This window comes from Bradyrhizobium sp. 35 (genome assembly GCF_023073215.1).
GTDB classification, from domain to species: Bacteria; Pseudomonadota; Alphaproteobacteria; order Rhizobiales; family Xanthobacteraceae; genus Bradyrhizobium; species Bradyrhizobium canariense_D.
In genome coordinates this window covers 1-16,596 of the sequence record NZ_JADPJC010000066.1, presented here as the reverse complement: position 1 = coordinate 16,596, position 16,596 = coordinate 1, and the positions used below count along the sequence as shown (strand labels likewise).

Below are 16,596 nucleotides of genomic sequence, written 5' to 3'. Positions count from 1 at the left end.
CAAAACCGCCGCTGCCTGAACGGGTCAGATGCCGCCCTCGATACGAAGGCCATCCGTCAAAAGCGCGGGCGTCATCGTGCGGAGAAAATCGCGCTTACGATGCATCTTGATTGACCGACTTTGACCGTCAAGTCGGTCCCGGTGACGGCTGGAGCTTGGAGCGGGCGGCTTTGCGATAACCGGGTGCGTTTCGGGTCGGCAGAGCGGCTCTATTCCTGTTTGCCGTCCTTCTCCTCGCGCTGCTTCCGGGCACGATCGACTGCGCCGCCCTGGGGCTGCCCGCTGACCTTCACGCCGGGGAGATGATCGACCTTGTTGTTGGCGGTATCTTCGGCACGCTGCAATTCACGATCGATGATGTCGCGTGATCCTTCGGCCGGGTCCTTGTCGAATGGGCTCTTGGTATCGGTGCTCATGATTGATCCTGCTCGTCGGCGCGCGTTGATTTGCCGAGGCAAGCTCGGCTCGGGCCCATCGTTCCTGTCGAGGCGGCAGCTTTTGTGCAGGCTCTTTACTCCCTGTGGTCGTCGATTTCGGGGGCGACCTGTCCGTAGTTCAGCAGGGCCACGAGGGTCGTTCCGCCCAGAATATTGCCGAGGAGTGTCGGTACGAAGAAGTCCGAGGCATATTGCGAGAGCGACGCCAGGCCGCTCTGCACCAGGAAGGCGCACTCGACCGAGCCCGCGATGATGTGCGCGAACTGGCCGAGCGCGACCACATAGGTCATCACGACGACGAGGTGCGGGCGCGATCCCTTCACGGCAGGCAGTAGCCACGCCATCAAGGCGATCAGCCAGCCGGCAAAGATCGCCCGGACAAGGGTCGTCGCGAACGTACCCTCGATGGTGTGGCGGCTGAGATCGACGAAGGCGCCCACGATGCGGGGTTCGAAGATGCTGGTGTGCGCGAGCACGGATCCAACGGCCCAGGTTCCTGCGATGTTGGAGGCGAGGACCAGGCCCCAAAGCTTGATCACGCTCCCAAGCGTGCCGAGATCCCTGTTGTGCAACAGCGGCAGCATCGGCGTCAGGGTGTTCTCGGTGAAGAGCTGCTGCCGTCCCAGCACCACGACCAGGAAACCGACCGTGTAGCCGAGCGGAGCCACCAGCCGTCGGGTGGCCTCGTCGGAAATCAGCGCGTGAAACTCGCCCTGGACAATCAGGGACAATCCCATCGAAAGGCCGGCGGCGAGGCCGGACAGCACGATGGCCCACCATCGCCGTTCCAGTTCCTGCTCACCCTCGGCGCGGATTGTCTCATGGATCAGCGCTGCGCTAGGCCGGCTCTGGGATTCGATCTGTTTCGTCTGGCGCCGCGAGACGCCGTCGAGCTTTGAGGCTGGATTGAAGGAGGCGCCGTCGCCAGGCTGGTCCACTCCGCGGTCTCCTGAAGGGTAGGTTCATCTCAATGCCGGGATCAAGGCTCGGAGCGGCAAGGGGTTCCTGGTAAGTGCTCGCACGCCGCAGCATTGTTGAGGCACAGCGGCGGCGCCGTGGTCGACCATCAGGAACCTTCGTGGAAAGCGGGTGTTTTCTACCGGGGCGGGTGGCGATCTGACAAGAGGCCAACCGTGCAAGACAATTTGCGTGTGCGCTCAACCGCGCAGATCGCGGGCCATCCGATTCATCCGATGCTGGTGCCGATACCGATCGCTTGTTTCATCGGAGCGCTGTTGACCGATATCGCCTATGTCGTCAGTGCCGAGATCATGTGGGCGGATTTTTCCGCCTGGCTTCTGGTCGTCGGCGTCATCTTCGGCGTACTGGCGGCGATCGCGGGCCTGACCGATTTTCTCGGCAACCGTCTGGTGCGGGCGCAACCGCCGGCCTGGCCGCATCTGATCGGCAACGCGGTGGCGTTGGTCCTGGCGATCGTCAATGCGTTGATCCATACGCGCGATGCCTGGACCTCGGTGTGGCCGACCGGGCTCATTCTTTCAGCCATCACCGTATTGATCCTGCCGGTCACCGGCTGGCTCGGCTGGGCGATGGTGTATCGCCACGGTGTAGGAGTTGCGCGATGAACTCCGCAATCGTTCGGGTGCTGTTGTGTGCCTCGCTGCTGTGTCTCGCCGGCTGCAATGACGGCAGTGGCGATCCGAAGGCGCAAACCGGCGCCAACCCGACGCTGCCCGACATCCAGCAATACCTGCTGCCGCCGATGCACATCGCCCGTATCGTCGGCTGGAAAAAGGACGAGACCCCGGCCGTCGCGCAGGGCTTGCAGGCCAAGGCCTTCGCGACCGGCTTGCAGCACCCCCGATTCCTCTACGTGCTGCCCAACGGCGACGTGCTGGTGGTGGAATCCAAGGCGCCGAAGGGCGCTCCGATCAAGCGGCCCAAGGAAATCGTGATGGGATACATCGAGTCCTGGGCGACATCAGGCGGCGACACCGGCGCGAGCAACCGCATCACGCTGCTGCGCGACAGCAACGGCGACGGCGTGCCGGACGTGCAGAGCGTCTTCCTCGACCATCTCAACTCGCCGTTCGGCGTCGCGCTGGTCGGCAACGATCTCTATGTCGCCAACACCGATGCGATCGTCAGATACCCCTACACGGAGGGTGATACGAAGATCACCGCGCCGGGCACGGTGCTGACGCCGCTGCCGGGCGGACCGATCGATCATCACTGGACCAAGAGCCTGGTCGCGAGCCCCGACGGTTCAAAGCTTTATGCCGGCGTCGGCTCCAACAGCAACATCACCGAGAACGGCATGGAGGCCGAGCACAATCGCGCCGCGATCCTCGAGATCGACCGTGCCAGCGGCCGCTGGCGCATCTTCGCGAGCGGCTTGCGCAATCCGAACGGCCTCAGCTTCGAGCCGCAGACCGGGACGCTGTGGACGGTGGTGAACGAGCGCGACGAACTCGGTCCCGATCTCGTGCCGGACTACATGACGTCGGTGAGGGACGGCGGCTTCTATGGCTGGCCCTACAGCTATTACGGCCAGCACGTCGATCCTCGCGTCAAGCCGGAGCGTCCTGATCTCGTCGCCAAGGCGATCGTGCCTGACTATGCGCTGAGCTCGCATGTCGCGCCGCTCGGCATGGCCTTCAACACGAGCGCGAGTTTGCCGGCGGCCTATCGCGGCGGCGCCTTCGTCGGCGAGCACGGCAGTTGGAACAGGCAGGTCTTGAACGGCTACAGGGTGGTGTTCGTGCCGTTCACGGATGGCAGGCCGAGCGGCCCGCCGCAGGACGTCGTCACCGGCTTCCTCAACAGCGACAACCAGGCGCGCGGGCGGCCCGTCGGCGTCGCCATCGACAAGACCGGCGCGCTGCTGGTCGCCGATGACAGCGGCAACACGGTGTGGCGGGTGACGGCGGCGCACCCGCAGCTCACGCAGCGATAGATAGATCTCGAGGAGTTACACCATGGGCCTTGCTCAATACACGATCGTGCCGGTGCAGGACGAATGGGGCGTGCTGCACGACGGCGACGTCAAGAACAGATACTCCACCAAGGAAGCGGCCTTCGAATCGGCGGTGGCTGCCGCCTCGCTGGCGCTTCGCGAGGGACACGAAGTCCATGTCAGCGTGCCCGGCCGCGAAGCCGGCGAGAACGCGCTGGGAATTTGATGGGACACTCCGAGCAGAACACACTTCAGGAGGCTGCGATGACCAAGCCCCGTGAACCGAACGGCATTGAACCCTCCCGCTCTGAAGACGACATTCAGCGAGACCAGCTCGGGCCGCGCGGCGTGCCGGGTGCGCCGGATCCGGCCAAGATGACACCCCAACGCGACAAGAAAACGCCGAAGCACGTCGATCCCGGTCACACGGCCTGACGGCTGCCCCGCGGCTTTTCTGTTCGGCCGGTAAGTCGGCGCCCGGCCGTCGACTTACGCCGCCGCAACGATATCCGTCTTGGCAAAGTCGTCGCCGACATAAAGAAGTGCGCAGCCATGCTCCTTGGCGACATCGTAGGCGAAGCAGTCACCAAAGTTGAGACCGGCAGGACGAATGCCTTTGCCCCAACGCGAGTAGATTTGCGCCACGCGTTCGGCCGAAGCTTGGGTCACCGAGATCACGTTCAAACCGAGATCGTTAATCAGCTTGTTCATCTCTTCGTCGACGCCCCGCCGTGCCGCGACGATCAGGCTTTCTGCAACGGAGGCCGCCGAGATCAGGATTTCGTCGGCGGTGTCCAGCGCGGTGATGCAAGCATCGGCTTGCGGTTCGTCGAGCACGATCGCCATCAGTGCGGAGGTATCGACTGCGATCATTCCGGCAGTCCGTCATCGCCGAAAAGAAAGTCCTGACTGCGCGCGGCGCTCGGTCCGGGAATAGCTTTGGCCCCGCCGGTCCTTCGCGCCGCCTCAAGCCCGGTCCGGCGGGTGGCGCGGTCCGGCGAAAGCTTGACCGGGACGAGCCGTACCGCGGGATGCCCATGTCGCGTCAGGATCACCTCGTCGCCGGCCTCTGCGCGGCGGACAAGATCGGTCAATTGTCCTTTTGCGTCGGTAACGGAGACCCGCATCTCATTGTCCTTCCTCAGTTTTCATAAAATGGACCATGCAATGGTCCAATGTCAACCACCTCCCACCCCACCATCGCCGGACGCGATCTCGCGGTTGATCTCGGCATGAGCCTGCCGGCGGTGTTCGCCGGAACGTGGGCTCTCCGTACAAAATAACATCATGTTAGGTTTGTCGAATAACTGGGTAATTGTGTTAGCCCGGCGAAAGCTTATCGTCGCCACCAAGCAGACACCCATCGGCAATGACAAGCGCTCGCGAAACTCCGCAGAGCGGCCGGAGAGTGCTGCCCAATTTTGAGCGAAGCCCGTCAACGGGACGTCAGCAAAACCCAAGGGAGGAATCTTGAGATGACCGCGATCCATCAGATGAGTCAGTCCAGGAAAGCCGCTGCCAGCGGCTGGATCGGGTCGGCTCTCGAATATTATGACTTCTTCATCTACGCGACCGCCGCGTCACTGATTTTCCCGCAAATCTTCTTCCCGTCGGAGAATCCCACCGTCGCGATCGTCGCCTCGTTGGCGACCTATGGCGTCGGGTATGTGGCCCGGCCGATTGGCGCGTTCGTCCTCGGGCACTGGGGCGACACCCATGGCCGCAAGACGGTTCTCATCGTCTGCATGTTCCTGATGGGCATCTCGACGATGGCCGTGGGTATCCTGCCGACCTACCAGCAGGTTGGCATCCTGGCGCCAATTCTGCTCGTCATTCTGCGCCTCGTGCAGGGATTTGCCGTTGCCGGCGAAATCTCGGGCGCAAGCTCGATGATCCTGGAGCACGCGCCGTTCGGCCGACGGGGCTTCTATGCCAGCTTCGCCCTTCAGGGGGTGCAGGCCGGACAGATCCTCGCCGCAGCAATCTTCCTGCCGTTGGCGGCCTATATGCCGACCGACGCCTTCAACAGCTGGGGCTGGCGGATTCCCTTCCTGCTCAGCTTCTTCGTCATCGTCGCGGGCTACATCATTCGTCGCGAAGTCGACGAGACCCCTGCTTTTGCCCGCGAGGGCGAACGGGGAGAAACGCCGCGCGCGCCCATCGTCCAGGCCATCAAGCTGAGCTGGCGCGACATGCTCAGGGTCATCTGCATGGCGCTGATGAATGTCATTCCTGTCGTTGCGACCATCTTCGGCGCGGCCTATGCGGTGCAGCCGGCCTACGGGATCGGTTTTGCCAAGGACGTCTATCTCTGGATCCCCGTGCTCGGAAACATGCTGGCCGTGTTCGTCATTCCCTTCGTCGGCAATCTCTCCGACAAGGTCGGCCGCAAGCCCCCGATCATCGTCGGCGCGCTTCTCTCCGGCTTGCTCGCCTTTTGCTATCTCTATGCCATCAGCATCAGGAATGTGCCGCTGGCAATATTGGTGTCGCTCTTGATGTGGGGCGTAGTCTATCAGGGCTACAACGCGATCTTCCCGAGCTTTTACCCGGAGCTGTTTCCGACCCGCACCCGCGTCTCGGCGATGGCGATATCGCAGAACATCGGAACCACCATCACCGCATTGCTGCCCGCCCTGTTTGCGACCGTCGCGCCTCCCGGCTCGACCAACATTCCGTTGACGGTGGGGGCGATTGCCTTCGCTATCACGGTCATCGCCGCGCTGGCCGCCCTGACCGCGCGGGAAACCTATCGGATCAGGATCGACGATCTCGGCAATCCCAATGCCGTTCCAATGCTGCGGGCAGATTATGACCGTCAGCGCGCCGGCGATGCGGTGAGCGGGGCTGCCACGGTTCGGACCTGACGGGTATGGTAGAGGCAACTGCCGCCGCGATCGATGATGTTCGCGGCGGCAGGGCCTCACTGCATAGTCAGGCCGCCGATTCGAATTTGGTGCGCGCGAGCGCAATCAATATGAGGTTGCAAGATGAACCCCGTCGTCATTGCCGTCGCAATCACCGGCTCCGTTCCGCGCAAGAAGGACAATCCCGCGGTCCCGATTCTGCCGTCCGAGCAGATCGAGTCGACGCACCAGGCCTTTGAAGCCGGTGCCACGCTCGCCCATATCCATGTTCGCAACGATGACGAGACGCCGTCCTCCGATCCCGAGCGTTTCGCCCTGGTGCAGGCGGGGATCAAGAAGCACTGTCCGGACATGATCGTTCAGTTCTCGACCGGAGGGCGGGGCCGCGATCCCTCGGCGCGCGGATCATCGCTCTACCTGAAGCCGGACATGGCCTCGCTGTCCACGGGATCGGTGAACTTTCCGACCATCGTCTACGAGAACAGCGCCGCGCTGGTCGAGACCCTCGCCACCGGGATGAAGGCGAATGGCATCCGGCCGGAAATCGAGATCTTCGATTTGTCGCATCTGCATGGCGCCCGCCGCCTGATCGAGGCGGGGCTGATCGACCAGCGTCCGCACGTGCAGTTCGTCATGGGCGTCAAGAACGCCATGCCCGCGGACGAGCATGTCCTCGACATCTTGCTGGGAGAGCTCAGGCGGCTGATCCCGGAGGCGACATGGACGGCAGCGGGGATCGGACGCCACCAGGCCGAGGTCATGGGCTGGGCGCTCGCGCGGGGCGCCGATGCGGTCCGCACCGGCCTCGAGGACAATATCAGGATCGACAAGGCGCGCCTCGCGGCCAGCAACGCCGAGCTCGTGGCCGTCGCCGGTGAGGCTGTCGCGCGTCACGGCCGGCGCGTGGCGACTGCGGCCGAGGCGCGATCCCTGCTCGGGCTCGCGGGGTAGGGCGCTCCTGCCGCCACCTGACATGCTCCCGGCCGCCTGCTGCCATTCGACGGCCGGCGTTTCCCTGCGCTAAGTCCGGGGGTAAGACAGGTGTCACAGGCGTGATCGGCGCCTGCCGGGCAGGCGACGATTGGAATGCGGTTCTTGAAATCTGACAGCAGGCTCATCGGGGTCCTGCTGGTGCTTGCGGTCTCCCAGCTTGTCGGGTGGGGTACGATAGGTCTTCCCGCCATCGTCGGACGCGATCTCGCGGCCGATCTCGGCATGAGCCTGCCGGCGGTGTTCGCCGGGACGTCCGTCCTCTATGTGTCGATGGGGCTATGCGCGCCCTGGCTCGCCAGGTCGTTTGCGCGGCACGGCGCACGAAAGGTCATGATCTCAGGCACGGTCCTCACCGTGCCGGGCTTCATCCTGCTGTCCCTCGCGCGCGAGCCGATGCTGTATTTCGCGGCCTGGATCGTCCTTGGCATCGCCGGCAGCGCCACGCTTTCGACCGGCGCCTATATCATGCTGAACGAGGTCGCCGGGCGGCAGGCCAAGAATGCCATCGGCGCGCTGATGCTGGTGACGGGCCTGTCGAGCAGCATCTTCTGGCCGACGACGTCGTTCCTCAGCGGTTTGCTCGGCTGGCGCGGGACGTGCCTCGTCTATGCAGCCATGATGGTCGTCATCAACCTTCCGCTCTATGCATTCTTTGCACCGCGCCGGAAAATCGTCGGTGATCGTGGCGGCGAGCCGGTGAAATCTTCGCCGCCGCCTGCGATTCCCAGGAGCACCTTCAGCCTCGTCGTTGCCGCGATCACGCTGAATGCCTTCGTCAATTTTGGCATCGGCGCCATCATGATCGAGTTGCTCCGGGCGGAGGGGCTTCCCCCGGCGCAGGCGCTTGCGTTTGGCTCGATGCTGGGCGTGATCCAGGTCAGCGCCCGCGGACTCGATTTTCTCGGCGGAGGGCGGTGGGATGGAATCACGACCGGGCTCGTCGCCGGCACGGCGCTGCCGATCGCCATGCTGCTGCTGATGACGCGCGAGGGCGCGACCTGGGCGGTTGCGGCCTTCATCCTGCTCTACGGCGCCGGCAGCGGCGCGATGGCGGTGGCGCGGGCAACGATCCCGCTCGTGTTCTACGATCAGACCGAGTTCGCCAAGGCGATGTCGATGATCGCGTTGCCGCTCAATCTCGCCTCCGCGGTCTCGCCGCCGCTCCTTGTCGGCCTGCTCACCCAGTTCGGCAGCCGCGGCGCGCTCGGTCTCACCTTCGTCTGCTCCTGCGCCACGGTGCTGATCCTGGTCCTGCTCGGCCGCCGCCGGCCGCAGGTGGCTGCAGCGGCTGCAACCTGAGAATATTCGCCATGCGGTAATTCACCGCGCGGTGACCTGCGCCGGGCGGGCTGGGGGATGGCCGTATGCCCACAGTGCAGTGCTCGGATCGCCAAAATAGTGTATCCGCAGGAAGCGCGGCCTGCGATCTCGCCGCCGCGCCAAGATCCAGTTCCCGGAGGAATTCGACATGTCGGCCCTGCCGCTCTCAGGCATCAAGATCCTTGACCTCACCCGCGTGCTTGCCGGGCCTCTGTCGGCCCAGATGCTGGGCGATTTGGGCGCGGAGGTTATCAAGATCGAGCGGCCGGGCACCGGTGACGACGCGCGCGCCTTCGGCCCGCCTTACCTGACTGACCCCGAGGGCAAGGCCAACAACAACAATTCATTCTACCTCTGCGCCAACCGCAACAAGAAGTCGGTCACGGTCAACATCGCCAAGCCCGAGGGGCAGGCGATTATCCGCGAGCTCGCCAAGGATGTCGACGTCTTCATGGAGAACTACAAGGTCGGCGATCTCAAGCGCTACGGCCTCGACTACGAGACCATCAAGGCGATCAATCCCGGCATTATCTACTGCTCGGTGACCGGCTTCGGCCAGACCGGCCCCTATGCGCCGCGCGCCGGCTACGACGCCATCCTGCAGGCGATGGGCGGCCTGATGAGCGTCACCGGCCATATCGACGGCGAGCCCGGCGAGGGCCCGATGAAGGTCGGCCCGTCGATCGTCGACTACATGACCGGCATGAACACCTCGATCGGGATTCTCTCGGCGCTCTATCATCGCGACGCCAATGATGGCGTGGGGCAGCATATCGACGTCTGCCTGTTCGACACCGTCATCGCGTCGTTGTCGCACTGGCTGCAGATCTACCTCGTCAACGGCAAGACGCCGCCGCGCCGCGGCACCTGGGGCAATGGCGGCATGCCGGCCGGCGTGTTCCGCTGCACCGACGGCGAGCTGATGCTGGTGGTCGGCAATGACGGCCAGTTCCAGCGCACCTGCGCCGTGCTCGGCGCGCCCGAACTCGCGAGCGACAAGCGTTTCGTCAGGAACAACGACCGCGTCGTGCACGGCAAGGAGATCATGGCGATCTTCGCCGGCCTGTTCCTGAAGCAGCCGGTGGCCTATTGGCTGGACAGATTGGAGGAGGCCGGCGTGCCCTCCGGCCCGATCAACAATTTCGAGCAGGTGTTTTCCGATCCGCACGTCCAGTCGCGCGGCATGCGGGTGAAGGTCGATCATCCCTTCCAGCCCGATCTCTCGCTGATCCGCAACGCGCTGACGCTCTCGGAAACCCCGATCAAGGATTACCGCGCCCCGCCGCTGCTCGGTGAGCACACCCAGGAGGTGCTCGCCGGCAAGCTCGGCTACGATGCCGGCAAGATCGAGACGCTGAAGCAGCAGGGGATTATCTAGCTTCGGCGAAGCGGCGCGCGCGGTTTGGCCTGATCGCCGCTGGATAAAAAGGGACGTCAACATGACGCTCCTGCGGCCTTGCGCGAACCTTGCGGGCAATCCCCAGATAATTCCGGTCCGTACTCACACAGGCTTCCGCTCCGCGCGCGACTCAGATTCGATCGGTCCACTCAGTCCGGGAGGGAACGCATGTCCTACACGATCGGGTTTCAGGCCAAGAACCAGAAGGCAATTCTGGCGACCGAGGCGGCAACGGCCAACCAGGCCGTCGCGATCATTGCCGCGTTGCGGCAAAGCGCCGACGAAATAAAGTTCATCCGCTCGCCGCAGGAAGGCGACATGGGCATCGAGATGCTGCTGCTGCTCGCCAAGGAAGAGGCCGAGGAGATGCCGCAGCACGCCTAGGCGGCTCGGCGACCAAACTTCGATCAGAAGCGAAGCATGACGGCTGCAACATGCTGTAGCAAGCCGTCATCTCGCTTGGACCGAAGGTGGCCGCCCATGAATCTCGAAATGAAACGCGAAGCGCTCCGCGTCGAACCGATCTCGACTTTCCTCGATCGTCGGCAGGCGCCGGTCTCGCCGGTCACGCGCGCCGGCAACATGATCTTCGTCGCCGGCCTGCCGCCATTCGACCCCGAGACGGGCGAGATCGCGGACGTGCCGATCGAACGGCAGAGCGAGCTGATCATGGAGCAGATGAAGCTGTGCCTTGAGACGGCGGGCGCGAGCCTCGACAACGTCATGAAGTGCAACGTCTACTGCACCTCGACCAAGCACTTCGCCGCGTTCAACAACGTCTATGCGCGCTATTTCCCGCACGATCCGCCGGCGCGGATCTTCGTCTGTACGCCGGAATGGTTCGGCCCCTTCGACGTCGAGATCGACTGCATCGCGATGATGTGAAGGTTAGCGCGCCGCCATTTTTGACGGCGCCTTCGCCTCCGTCCGTCCCGCCGTCAGCGCCATCGTCGCCACGCTGACGACGCGCGCGACCACGTCCTCGACATCGTCGAGGTCGCATTTGCCCTCCGACAGTTTCGTCAGCCGCTCGCTCTCGCGGATGGTGTGGTGCGCCATGGCGAGCGCGAAGTTCAGGCCCCAGTAAATATCGACGTCGCTGCGGTCGGGCAGGGACCTTCGCATCGCGCCGGCGAATTTGCGCAAATGGTCGATCTCGCGATTCTTGATGCGGCGGATCGGCGGCACGGATTCGATCGAAGCGCGGATCATGAAGCGCGCCGCGCTCGAGCGCTGGTTCTCGGGACCGAGGCAGCCGCGCAGCGTCGGGCCGACCAAGGCATGCAGGATTACCTCGATCGGCGCGCGGCCGCCGCCTTGTTCTTCCGCCGCCTTCAATTCGCGCAGACGCTCGCGATTGGTGGCGATCGAGCGTGTCACGAACAGCTCCGCGATCAACTCGTCCTTCGAGCCGAAATGATAGTTCACCGCCGCGAGGTTGACATTGGCCTCAGCGACGATGTCGCGCAACGTCACGTCGCCGAACCCGCGATCGGCATAGAGCCGTTCGGCGGCGGCGAGAATGGCAGTCCGGGTATGATCGCTGGCCATGGGAGCCCCTCGGGGAGGGAGTTGCAATTCAAACAGTTGTATGAAACTATCGTTTGAAGGCCGGGAAAGTCAATCCGCAATCGGGACTCGTTCGCAAACGCGCGAATGGGTTCCGGAGCATCCGCAAGCCGCGCATTCGCACTTGCGGGTCGCACAATGCGGGTGGACAGTCCGGCGCAAAACAAGTTCGCCAAACGAGTTGGCAAAGACGAGGAGCGTCCCATGGATTTCGATCTGTCGCCGAAGCAGAAGGAATGGCTCGACCGCGTGCAGTCCTTCATGGCCAAGCACGTGCGCCCGGCGGTGCCGGTCTATGATGAGCAGGATCGCAGCGGCGAACGCTGGAAGGTGATCCCGGTGCTCGAGGATCTCAAGAAGAAGGCGAAAGCCGAAGGCCTCTGGAACATGTTCATGCCGCCCAACGAGCATGAGGACGACGAATTCCGCGGCGCGGGACTGACCAATCTCGAATACGCGCTGCTCTCCGAGCAGATGGGCCACATCTCCTGGGCTTCGGAAGTCTTCAATTGTTCCGCGCCCGACACCGGCAACATGGAAGTATTCATGCGCTACGGCTCCAAGGAGCAGAAGCGCAAATGGCTGCGTCCGCTGATGGACGGCGAAATCCGCTCCGCCTTCCTGATGACGGAGCCGGCCGTGGCCTCGTCTGACGCCACCAACATCGAGACCAGCATTGTGCGCGACGGCGACCACTACGTCATCAACGGCCGCAAATGGTGGTCGTCCGGCGTCGGCGATCCCCGCTGCAAGATCGCGATCCTGATGGGCAAGACCGACTTCAAGGCGGCCAAGCACCAGCAGCAGTCGCAGATCCTGGTTCCGCTCGACACCCCCGGCATCAAGGTCGAGAAGATGCTGCCCGTGTTCGGCTTCGACGACGCGCCGCACGGCCACGCCCAGGTGCTGCTCGAGAACGTGCGGGTGCCGAAGGAGAACATCCTGCTCGGCGAAGGCCGCGGCTTCGAGATCGCGCAGGGCCGCCTCGGTCCCGGCCGTATCCATCACTGCATGCGCACCATCGGCAAGGCCGAGGAGGCGCTGGAGAAAATGGTGAAGCGGCTTACCTCGCGCACTGCCTTCGGCAAGCGGATCGTCGAGCATTCGGTGTGGGAGCAGCGCATCGGCGAGGCCCGCACCAACATCGAGATGACGCGGTTGTTGTGCCTCAAGGCCGCCGACATGATGGACAAGGTCGGCAACAAGACCGCGCAGGCCGAGATCGCCATGATCAAGGTCGCAGCCCCCAACATGGCGCTGAAGATCATCGACGAGGCGATCCAGGCCTTCGGCGGTGCAGGCGTCTCGGACGAAGCCGGCCTCGCCAAGGACTACGCCCACATCCGCACGCTCCGTCTCGCCGACGGCCCGGACGAGGTGCACAATCGCGCCATTGCCAGGCTCGAGGTTCGGAAGTATGCAAACTCTTCCAGTCATTAAGCGGGAGAGCACGCTGGCGCTCCCGATTTGAAGAAACGACAGGGCATGATCCGTGATCGGATGACCGCTTGACGCAAGTGCGCTGGGGGTTACCGATTAGGATCATGTTCGGACTGAAGAGGGAGCGTCATCGTGGCTGACGGCGTCAGGAAAGACGAAGAGTTCTCGGGCACCAAACCGGTCGAGGAGCGTCATCGCATCGACGAGATGCGGCTCGAAGCCTGGCTGCGCGAGAACATCGAGGGTTATGAGGGACCGCTGGTCGTGCTCCAGTTCAAGGGCGGCCAGTCCAACCCGACCTATCGGCTCGACACGCCGAACCGCTCCTATGTGATGCGCCGAAAACCGTTCGGCAAATTGTTGCCGTCGGCGCACGCGGTCGATCGCGAATATCGCGTGATCGCGGCGCTGGGAAAGCAGGGCTTTCCGGTCGCGAAGGCCTATGCGCTGTGCCAGGACGACAGCATCATCGGTTCGGCCTTCTACATCATGTCGATGGAAGACGGCCGGGTGTTCTGGGATCCGACGCTGCCGAGCCAGACGCGGGATGATCGTCGAAAGATCTTCACCAGCAAGATCGAGACGCTGGCAAAACTCCACATGTTCGATCCCGTCGCGATCGGTCTTGGCGACTTCGGCAAACCCGGCAACTACTTTGCCCGGCAGATCGACCGCTGGACCAAGCAGTACCGCGCGTCCGAGACCCAGACCATTCCGGAGTTCGAGAAGGTCGCCGAATGGTTGCCGAAGACCGTGCCGGAGCAGGCGCGCGTCTCGATCGTCCACGGCGACTATCGCCTCGACAACATGATTTTCCACGCGACGGAACCACGCGTGCAGGCCGTGCTCGATTGGGAATTGTCGACGCTCGGCGATCCCATGGCCGACTTCACCTATCTGCTGATGCAGTGGGTCATGCCCGGCCTGGACGGCGCCGACCTCAAGGCGCTCAACATCCCGAGCGTGGAGGAGGCCGCGCAGATCTATTGCAACGTCACCAAGATGACGGTGCCTGACCTCAACTGGTATTTCGCCTACAACCTGTTCCGTCTCGCCGGCATCACGCAAGGCATCGCCGGCCGGGTCCGCGACGGCACCGCGGCGAATGCCAAGGCGCTGGAGTCAGCCAAGCGCACCGTTCCGCTGTCGAAGGCGTCTTGGGAGTACGCGCAGAAGGCGGGCGCGGTTTAAGGAATCCGAAGGCGCGGCTGACGGCCGCGCCTTTGCTTGCGTTCCTCTCGTGTCTGGACACGGGACAGAATGACGAGAGAGATGCCCGCATGATTGATCACACCACCCTCATCACCTACATCCTCATCGTCCTCGGCTTCGTCTTCATTCCCGGACCGGCGACACTCCTCACCATGGCGCGCGCCGCGAGCTCGGGAACCAGGGTCGGCATCGCGACGGGCGCGGGAATTGCGGCTGGTGACGTGGTCCACACCACCATGGCAATCATCGGCCTCTCTGCGATCATCGCGACTTCGGCACTCCTGTTCAGCGTCGTCAAATACGCGGGCGCAGGCTTTCTGATCTATCTCGGCATTCGCGCCATGCTCGACAAGACGCCGATCGAGGTGAATGGCGGTGCGCCCGCGATCAGCGCAGCGCGGGCATTCCGGCAGGCCGTGCTGACCGAGGTGCTGAATCCGAAGACCGCGTTGTTCTTCCTTGCGTTCCTGCCGCAGTTCGTCCGGCCCGAGCATGGCTCGACGACGCTGCAGCTCGCGCTGCTCGGCGCTGTGTTCGTGTTGCTCGGCCTCCTTAGCACGGTGGTGTTCGCCGTCGGCGCCGGCCGTCTCGGCAATTTGCTTCGCCGCCATCCAGCCGTCGTGAAATGGCAGGGCAAGGTGGTCGGGACCATCTACTGCGCCGTCGGCGTGCGGCTGGCTTTGCAGGAGCGATGGGGCGCACCGCTCATTCGTAGCCCGGATGAGCGCAGCGATATCCGGGACAGCGGCCCCGCATGTCGCCGCTATGCTCATGCGGACTACGGGTGTCTCCAGACGCTCGTCATTGCGAGCGAAGCGAAGCAATCCAGAATCTTCGCACGGTGGCAGTCTGGATTGCTTCGTCGCAAGAGCTCCTCGCAATGACGCGGAAACACCTTACCCCTTCACGCAATGCGCGATCAGCTTCTCCACGAAGCCCGCGCATTTCTCCAGCTCCGCCATCTCCACGAACTCGTCCGGCGTATGCGCCTGCGCGATCGACCCGGGCCCGATCACCACTGACGGGATATCGGTCATGCTGGCGAACAGGCTCGCCTCGGTGCCGAAGGCGACCTTGGCGTGGTCGTTGCGCCCCGCGAGGCTCTTGGCCACCGTGACGATGGTGGCGTCGGCGGCGGTGTCGAGGGCGGGATAATCGAGGATCTCTTCGAAGTCGATGCCGCACTCCGGGTGTCGCGCCCTCATCGCCGGCTCGATCTCGGTCTTGGCCCAGGCGACGATCGCATCCGTCACCTCCCTGGATTCGGTTATGCCGATGCCGCGGCATTCGAAATCCACCGTGCAGGTATCGGGCACGATGTTGAGCGCGGCGCCGCCATGCACGATGCTGGTGAGCAGCGTCGAGTGAGGGACATCGTAGAGGCTGTTCGTTGCTTTCGTGCTTGCGAGTTGCAACGCGCGGCGGCGGATTTCGACGATCAGCTCGGCGGCGTATTCGATCGCGTTGACGCCCTCGGGTGCGATCGAGGAGTGGCGGGCGAGGCCCTGGAACGTGGCGCGCACGCCGTGCTTGCCCTTGTGGCCGATGATGACCTTCATCTCGGTCGGCTCGCCGATGAAGGCGCCGAGCGGCTTGATCCGTTTCTTCGCGAGCTCGCGCAGCATCGGCCGCACGCCGACGCAACCGATCTCCTCGTCATAGGAGATGGCGAGATGAATCGGCGTTGTCAGCTTCGCCTCCAGCATCTCCGGCACCATGGCAAGGCACACCGCGACGAATCCCTTCATGTCGGTGGTGCCGCGGCCGTAAAGCTTGCCGTCGCGCTCGATCAGCTTGAAGGGATCGTGGCTCCAGTCCTGGCCGACCACAGGCACCACGTCGGTATGTCCCGACAGCACCAGGCCGGGGCGGTCCTCGGGTCCAATGGTGACCCATAGCGCGGCTTTCTGTCCGGTCTCGTCGACGATGCGCTCACTCTTGACGCCGTGTGCGGCGAGATAGCTCTCGATATGCGCGATCAGGGGCAGGTTGGAGCGATCGCTGATCGTGTCGAAGCCGACGAGGTCGGCGAGCAGCTTGCGAATACGGTCGGGTCTTGAGCTTGGCATTGTCACGTTCTTGTCAGGGGGATGGAAGCTGAAGTGCTTGCACGAACCATACCAACGTCGGCTGTGGTAGAGCAAATCAACACAGACCGGTAGCCCGGGTGAGCGAAGCGATACCCGGGACAGCTCGTGGTCGGAATCCCGGATGTCGCTTCGCTCATCCGGGCTACAAGCCCTTGCATTGGCCGACGGGCAAAACACGCGAGCGGCAGGTCAACGCCCGCCGCTGAAAATATTCCACTTTACCGAAATTCGGAAACGGCGTATGTGTCGCCGTAACCCGGCCCAAGGAAGAGGGGCGTATCGCGATCGTCACGAACGCGGGCCGGACAGCGGCGGACGCTGGGCCACACCGGCGCGAATGGTTTCGCAGGGC

Annotated in this window: 19 protein-coding genes and 1 pseudogene; 13 read left to right on the top strand and 7 right to left on the bottom strand. The window is 63.7% G+C overall.

Annotated features, from left to right (window positions below; genetic code table 11):
- Positions 1-209 precede the first annotated feature (209 nt).
- Positions 210-416, bottom strand: a complete 207-nt coding sequence (locus IVB36_RS14580) for a hypothetical protein (RefSeq protein WP_247335912.1) — start codon at positions 414-416, stop codon at positions 210-212.
- 95 nt (positions 417-511) lie between these two features.
- Positions 512-1,375, bottom strand: coding sequence for a formate/nitrite transporter family protein (locus IVB36_RS14575; protein ID WP_018457612.1), 864 nt, complete (start codon positions 1,373-1,375; stop codon positions 512-514).
- Positions 1,376-1,570: 195 nt separating this feature from the next.
- Between IVB36_RS14575 and IVB36_RS14570 the strand changes: the two genes are divergently transcribed.
- From IVB36_RS14570 to IVB36_RS14555, 4 genes are read left to right on the top strand one after another with little or no spacing between them, the layout of a single operon-like run.
- On the top strand, positions 1,571-2,023 hold the full coding sequence (locus tag IVB36_RS14570; RefSeq protein ID WP_085357988.1) for a DUF2231 domain-containing protein: 453 nt from the start codon (positions 1,571-1,573) through the stop codon (positions 2,021-2,023).
- Complete coding sequence (locus IVB36_RS14565) at positions 2,020-3,354, top strand: sorbosone dehydrogenase family protein (RefSeq protein ID WP_085351260.1); 1,335 nt, start codon at positions 2,020-2,022, stop codon at positions 3,352-3,354. Before IVB36_RS14570 ends, IVB36_RS14565 begins: the two co-directional genes overlap by 4 nt.
- 22 nt (positions 3,355-3,376) lie before the next feature.
- Entirely contained in the window at positions 3,377-3,580 is a 204-nt protein-coding gene (locus IVB36_RS14560) for a hypothetical protein (RefSeq protein WP_007611681.1), read from the top strand.
- Between the two features lie 38 nt (positions 3,581-3,618).
- The gene (locus IVB36_RS14555; RefSeq protein WP_166520788.1) at positions 3,619-3,789 is read left to right on the top strand and encodes a hypothetical protein; all 171 of its coding nucleotides are present in this window, start codon (positions 3,619-3,621) and stop codon (positions 3,787-3,789) included.
- 54 nt (positions 3,790-3,843) lie between these two features.
- Here the strand turns inward: IVB36_RS14555 and IVB36_RS14550 are convergent, their stop codons facing one another.
- The 3 genes from IVB36_RS14550 to IVB36_RS14540 are packed head-to-tail and all read right to left on the bottom strand — an operon-like array spanning position 3,844 to position 4,844.
- Positions 3,844-4,227, bottom strand: a complete 384-nt coding sequence (locus tag IVB36_RS14550) for a type II toxin-antitoxin system VapC family toxin (RefSeq protein ID WP_085351261.1) — start codon at positions 4,225-4,227, stop codon at positions 3,844-3,846.
- Positions 4,224-4,481 (bottom strand): type II toxin-antitoxin system prevent-host-death family antitoxin, encoded by a 258-nt coding sequence (locus IVB36_RS14545; protein ID WP_247391996.1) that lies wholly within the window; start codon positions 4,479-4,481, stop codon positions 4,224-4,226. The genes IVB36_RS14550 and IVB36_RS14545 overlap by 4 nt, the downstream gene beginning before the upstream one ends.
- Positions 4,482-4,532: 51 nt before the next feature.
- Complete coding sequence (locus tag IVB36_RS14540) at positions 4,533-4,844, bottom strand: hypothetical protein (protein ID WP_018457606.1); 312 nt, start codon at positions 4,842-4,844, stop codon at positions 4,533-4,535.
- Between IVB36_RS14540 and IVB36_RS14535 the strand changes: the two genes are divergently transcribed.
- From IVB36_RS14535 to IVB36_RS14510, 6 genes are all read left to right on the top strand, one after another.
- Entirely contained in the window at positions 4,830-6,221 is a 1,392-nt protein-coding gene (locus IVB36_RS14535) for an MFS transporter (protein WP_247362347.1), read from the top strand. The two genes, IVB36_RS14540 and IVB36_RS14535, sit on opposite strands and share 15 nt — an antisense overlap.
- Positions 6,222-6,344: 123 nt before the next feature.
- Positions 6,345-7,172 (top strand): 3-keto-5-aminohexanoate cleavage protein, encoded by an 828-nt coding sequence (locus IVB36_RS14530; RefSeq protein WP_247362349.1) that lies wholly within the window; start codon positions 6,345-6,347, stop codon positions 7,170-7,172.
- A 135-nt stretch (positions 7,173-7,307) separates the two neighbouring features.
- Entirely contained in the window at positions 7,308-8,513 is a 1,206-nt protein-coding gene (locus tag IVB36_RS14525; RefSeq protein WP_247391993.1) for an MFS transporter, read from the top strand.
- Positions 8,514-8,682: 169 nt separating this feature from the next.
- On the top strand, positions 8,683-9,912 hold the full coding sequence (locus IVB36_RS14520; RefSeq protein WP_085351265.1) for a CaiB/BaiF CoA-transferase family protein: 1,230 nt from the start codon (positions 8,683-8,685) through the stop codon (positions 9,910-9,912).
- Between the two features lie 189 nt (positions 9,913-10,101).
- Positions 10,102-10,317 (top strand): hypothetical protein, encoded by a 216-nt coding sequence (locus IVB36_RS14515; protein WP_018457601.1) that lies wholly within the window; start codon positions 10,102-10,104, stop codon positions 10,315-10,317.
- Between the two features lie 108 nt (positions 10,318-10,425).
- Positions 10,426-10,818, top strand: a complete 393-nt coding sequence (locus tag IVB36_RS14510) for a RidA family protein (RefSeq protein WP_162847229.1) — start codon at positions 10,426-10,428, stop codon at positions 10,816-10,818.
- A 3-nt stretch (positions 10,819-10,821) separates the two neighbouring features.
- On the opposite strand, the gene IVB36_RS14505 is transcribed toward IVB36_RS14510, so the two are convergent.
- The gene (locus tag IVB36_RS14505; RefSeq protein ID WP_247362355.1) at positions 10,822-11,484 is read right to left on the bottom strand and encodes a TetR/AcrR family transcriptional regulator; all 663 of its coding nucleotides are present in this window, start codon (positions 11,482-11,484) and stop codon (positions 10,822-10,824) included.
- A gap of 222 nt (positions 11,485-11,706) precedes the next feature.
- Between IVB36_RS14505 and IVB36_RS14500 the strand changes: the two genes are divergently transcribed.
- The 3 genes and pseudogenes from IVB36_RS14500 to IVB36_RS14490 all read left to right on the top strand — a co-directional run.
- Positions 11,707-12,942, top strand: a complete 1,236-nt coding sequence (locus tag IVB36_RS14500; RefSeq protein WP_007611657.1) for an acyl-CoA dehydrogenase family protein — start codon at positions 11,707-11,709, stop codon at positions 12,940-12,942.
- 132 nt (positions 12,943-13,074) lie between these two features.
- Entirely contained in the window at positions 13,075-14,133 is a 1,059-nt protein-coding gene (locus IVB36_RS14495; protein WP_018460216.1) for a phosphotransferase family protein, read from the top strand.
- A gap of 89 nt (positions 14,134-14,222) precedes the next feature.
- Positions 14,223-14,846, top strand: a pseudogene (locus IVB36_RS14490) (LysE family translocator); the annotation flags it as partial.
- A 204-nt stretch (positions 14,847-15,050) separates the two neighbouring features.
- Here the strand turns inward: IVB36_RS14490 and argE are convergent.
- Positions 15,051-16,223, bottom strand: coding sequence for an acetylornithine deacetylase (gene argE / locus IVB36_RS14485; RefSeq protein WP_247391992.1), 1,173 nt, complete (start codon positions 16,221-16,223; stop codon positions 15,051-15,053).
- Positions 16,224-16,596 lie beyond the last annotated feature (373 nt).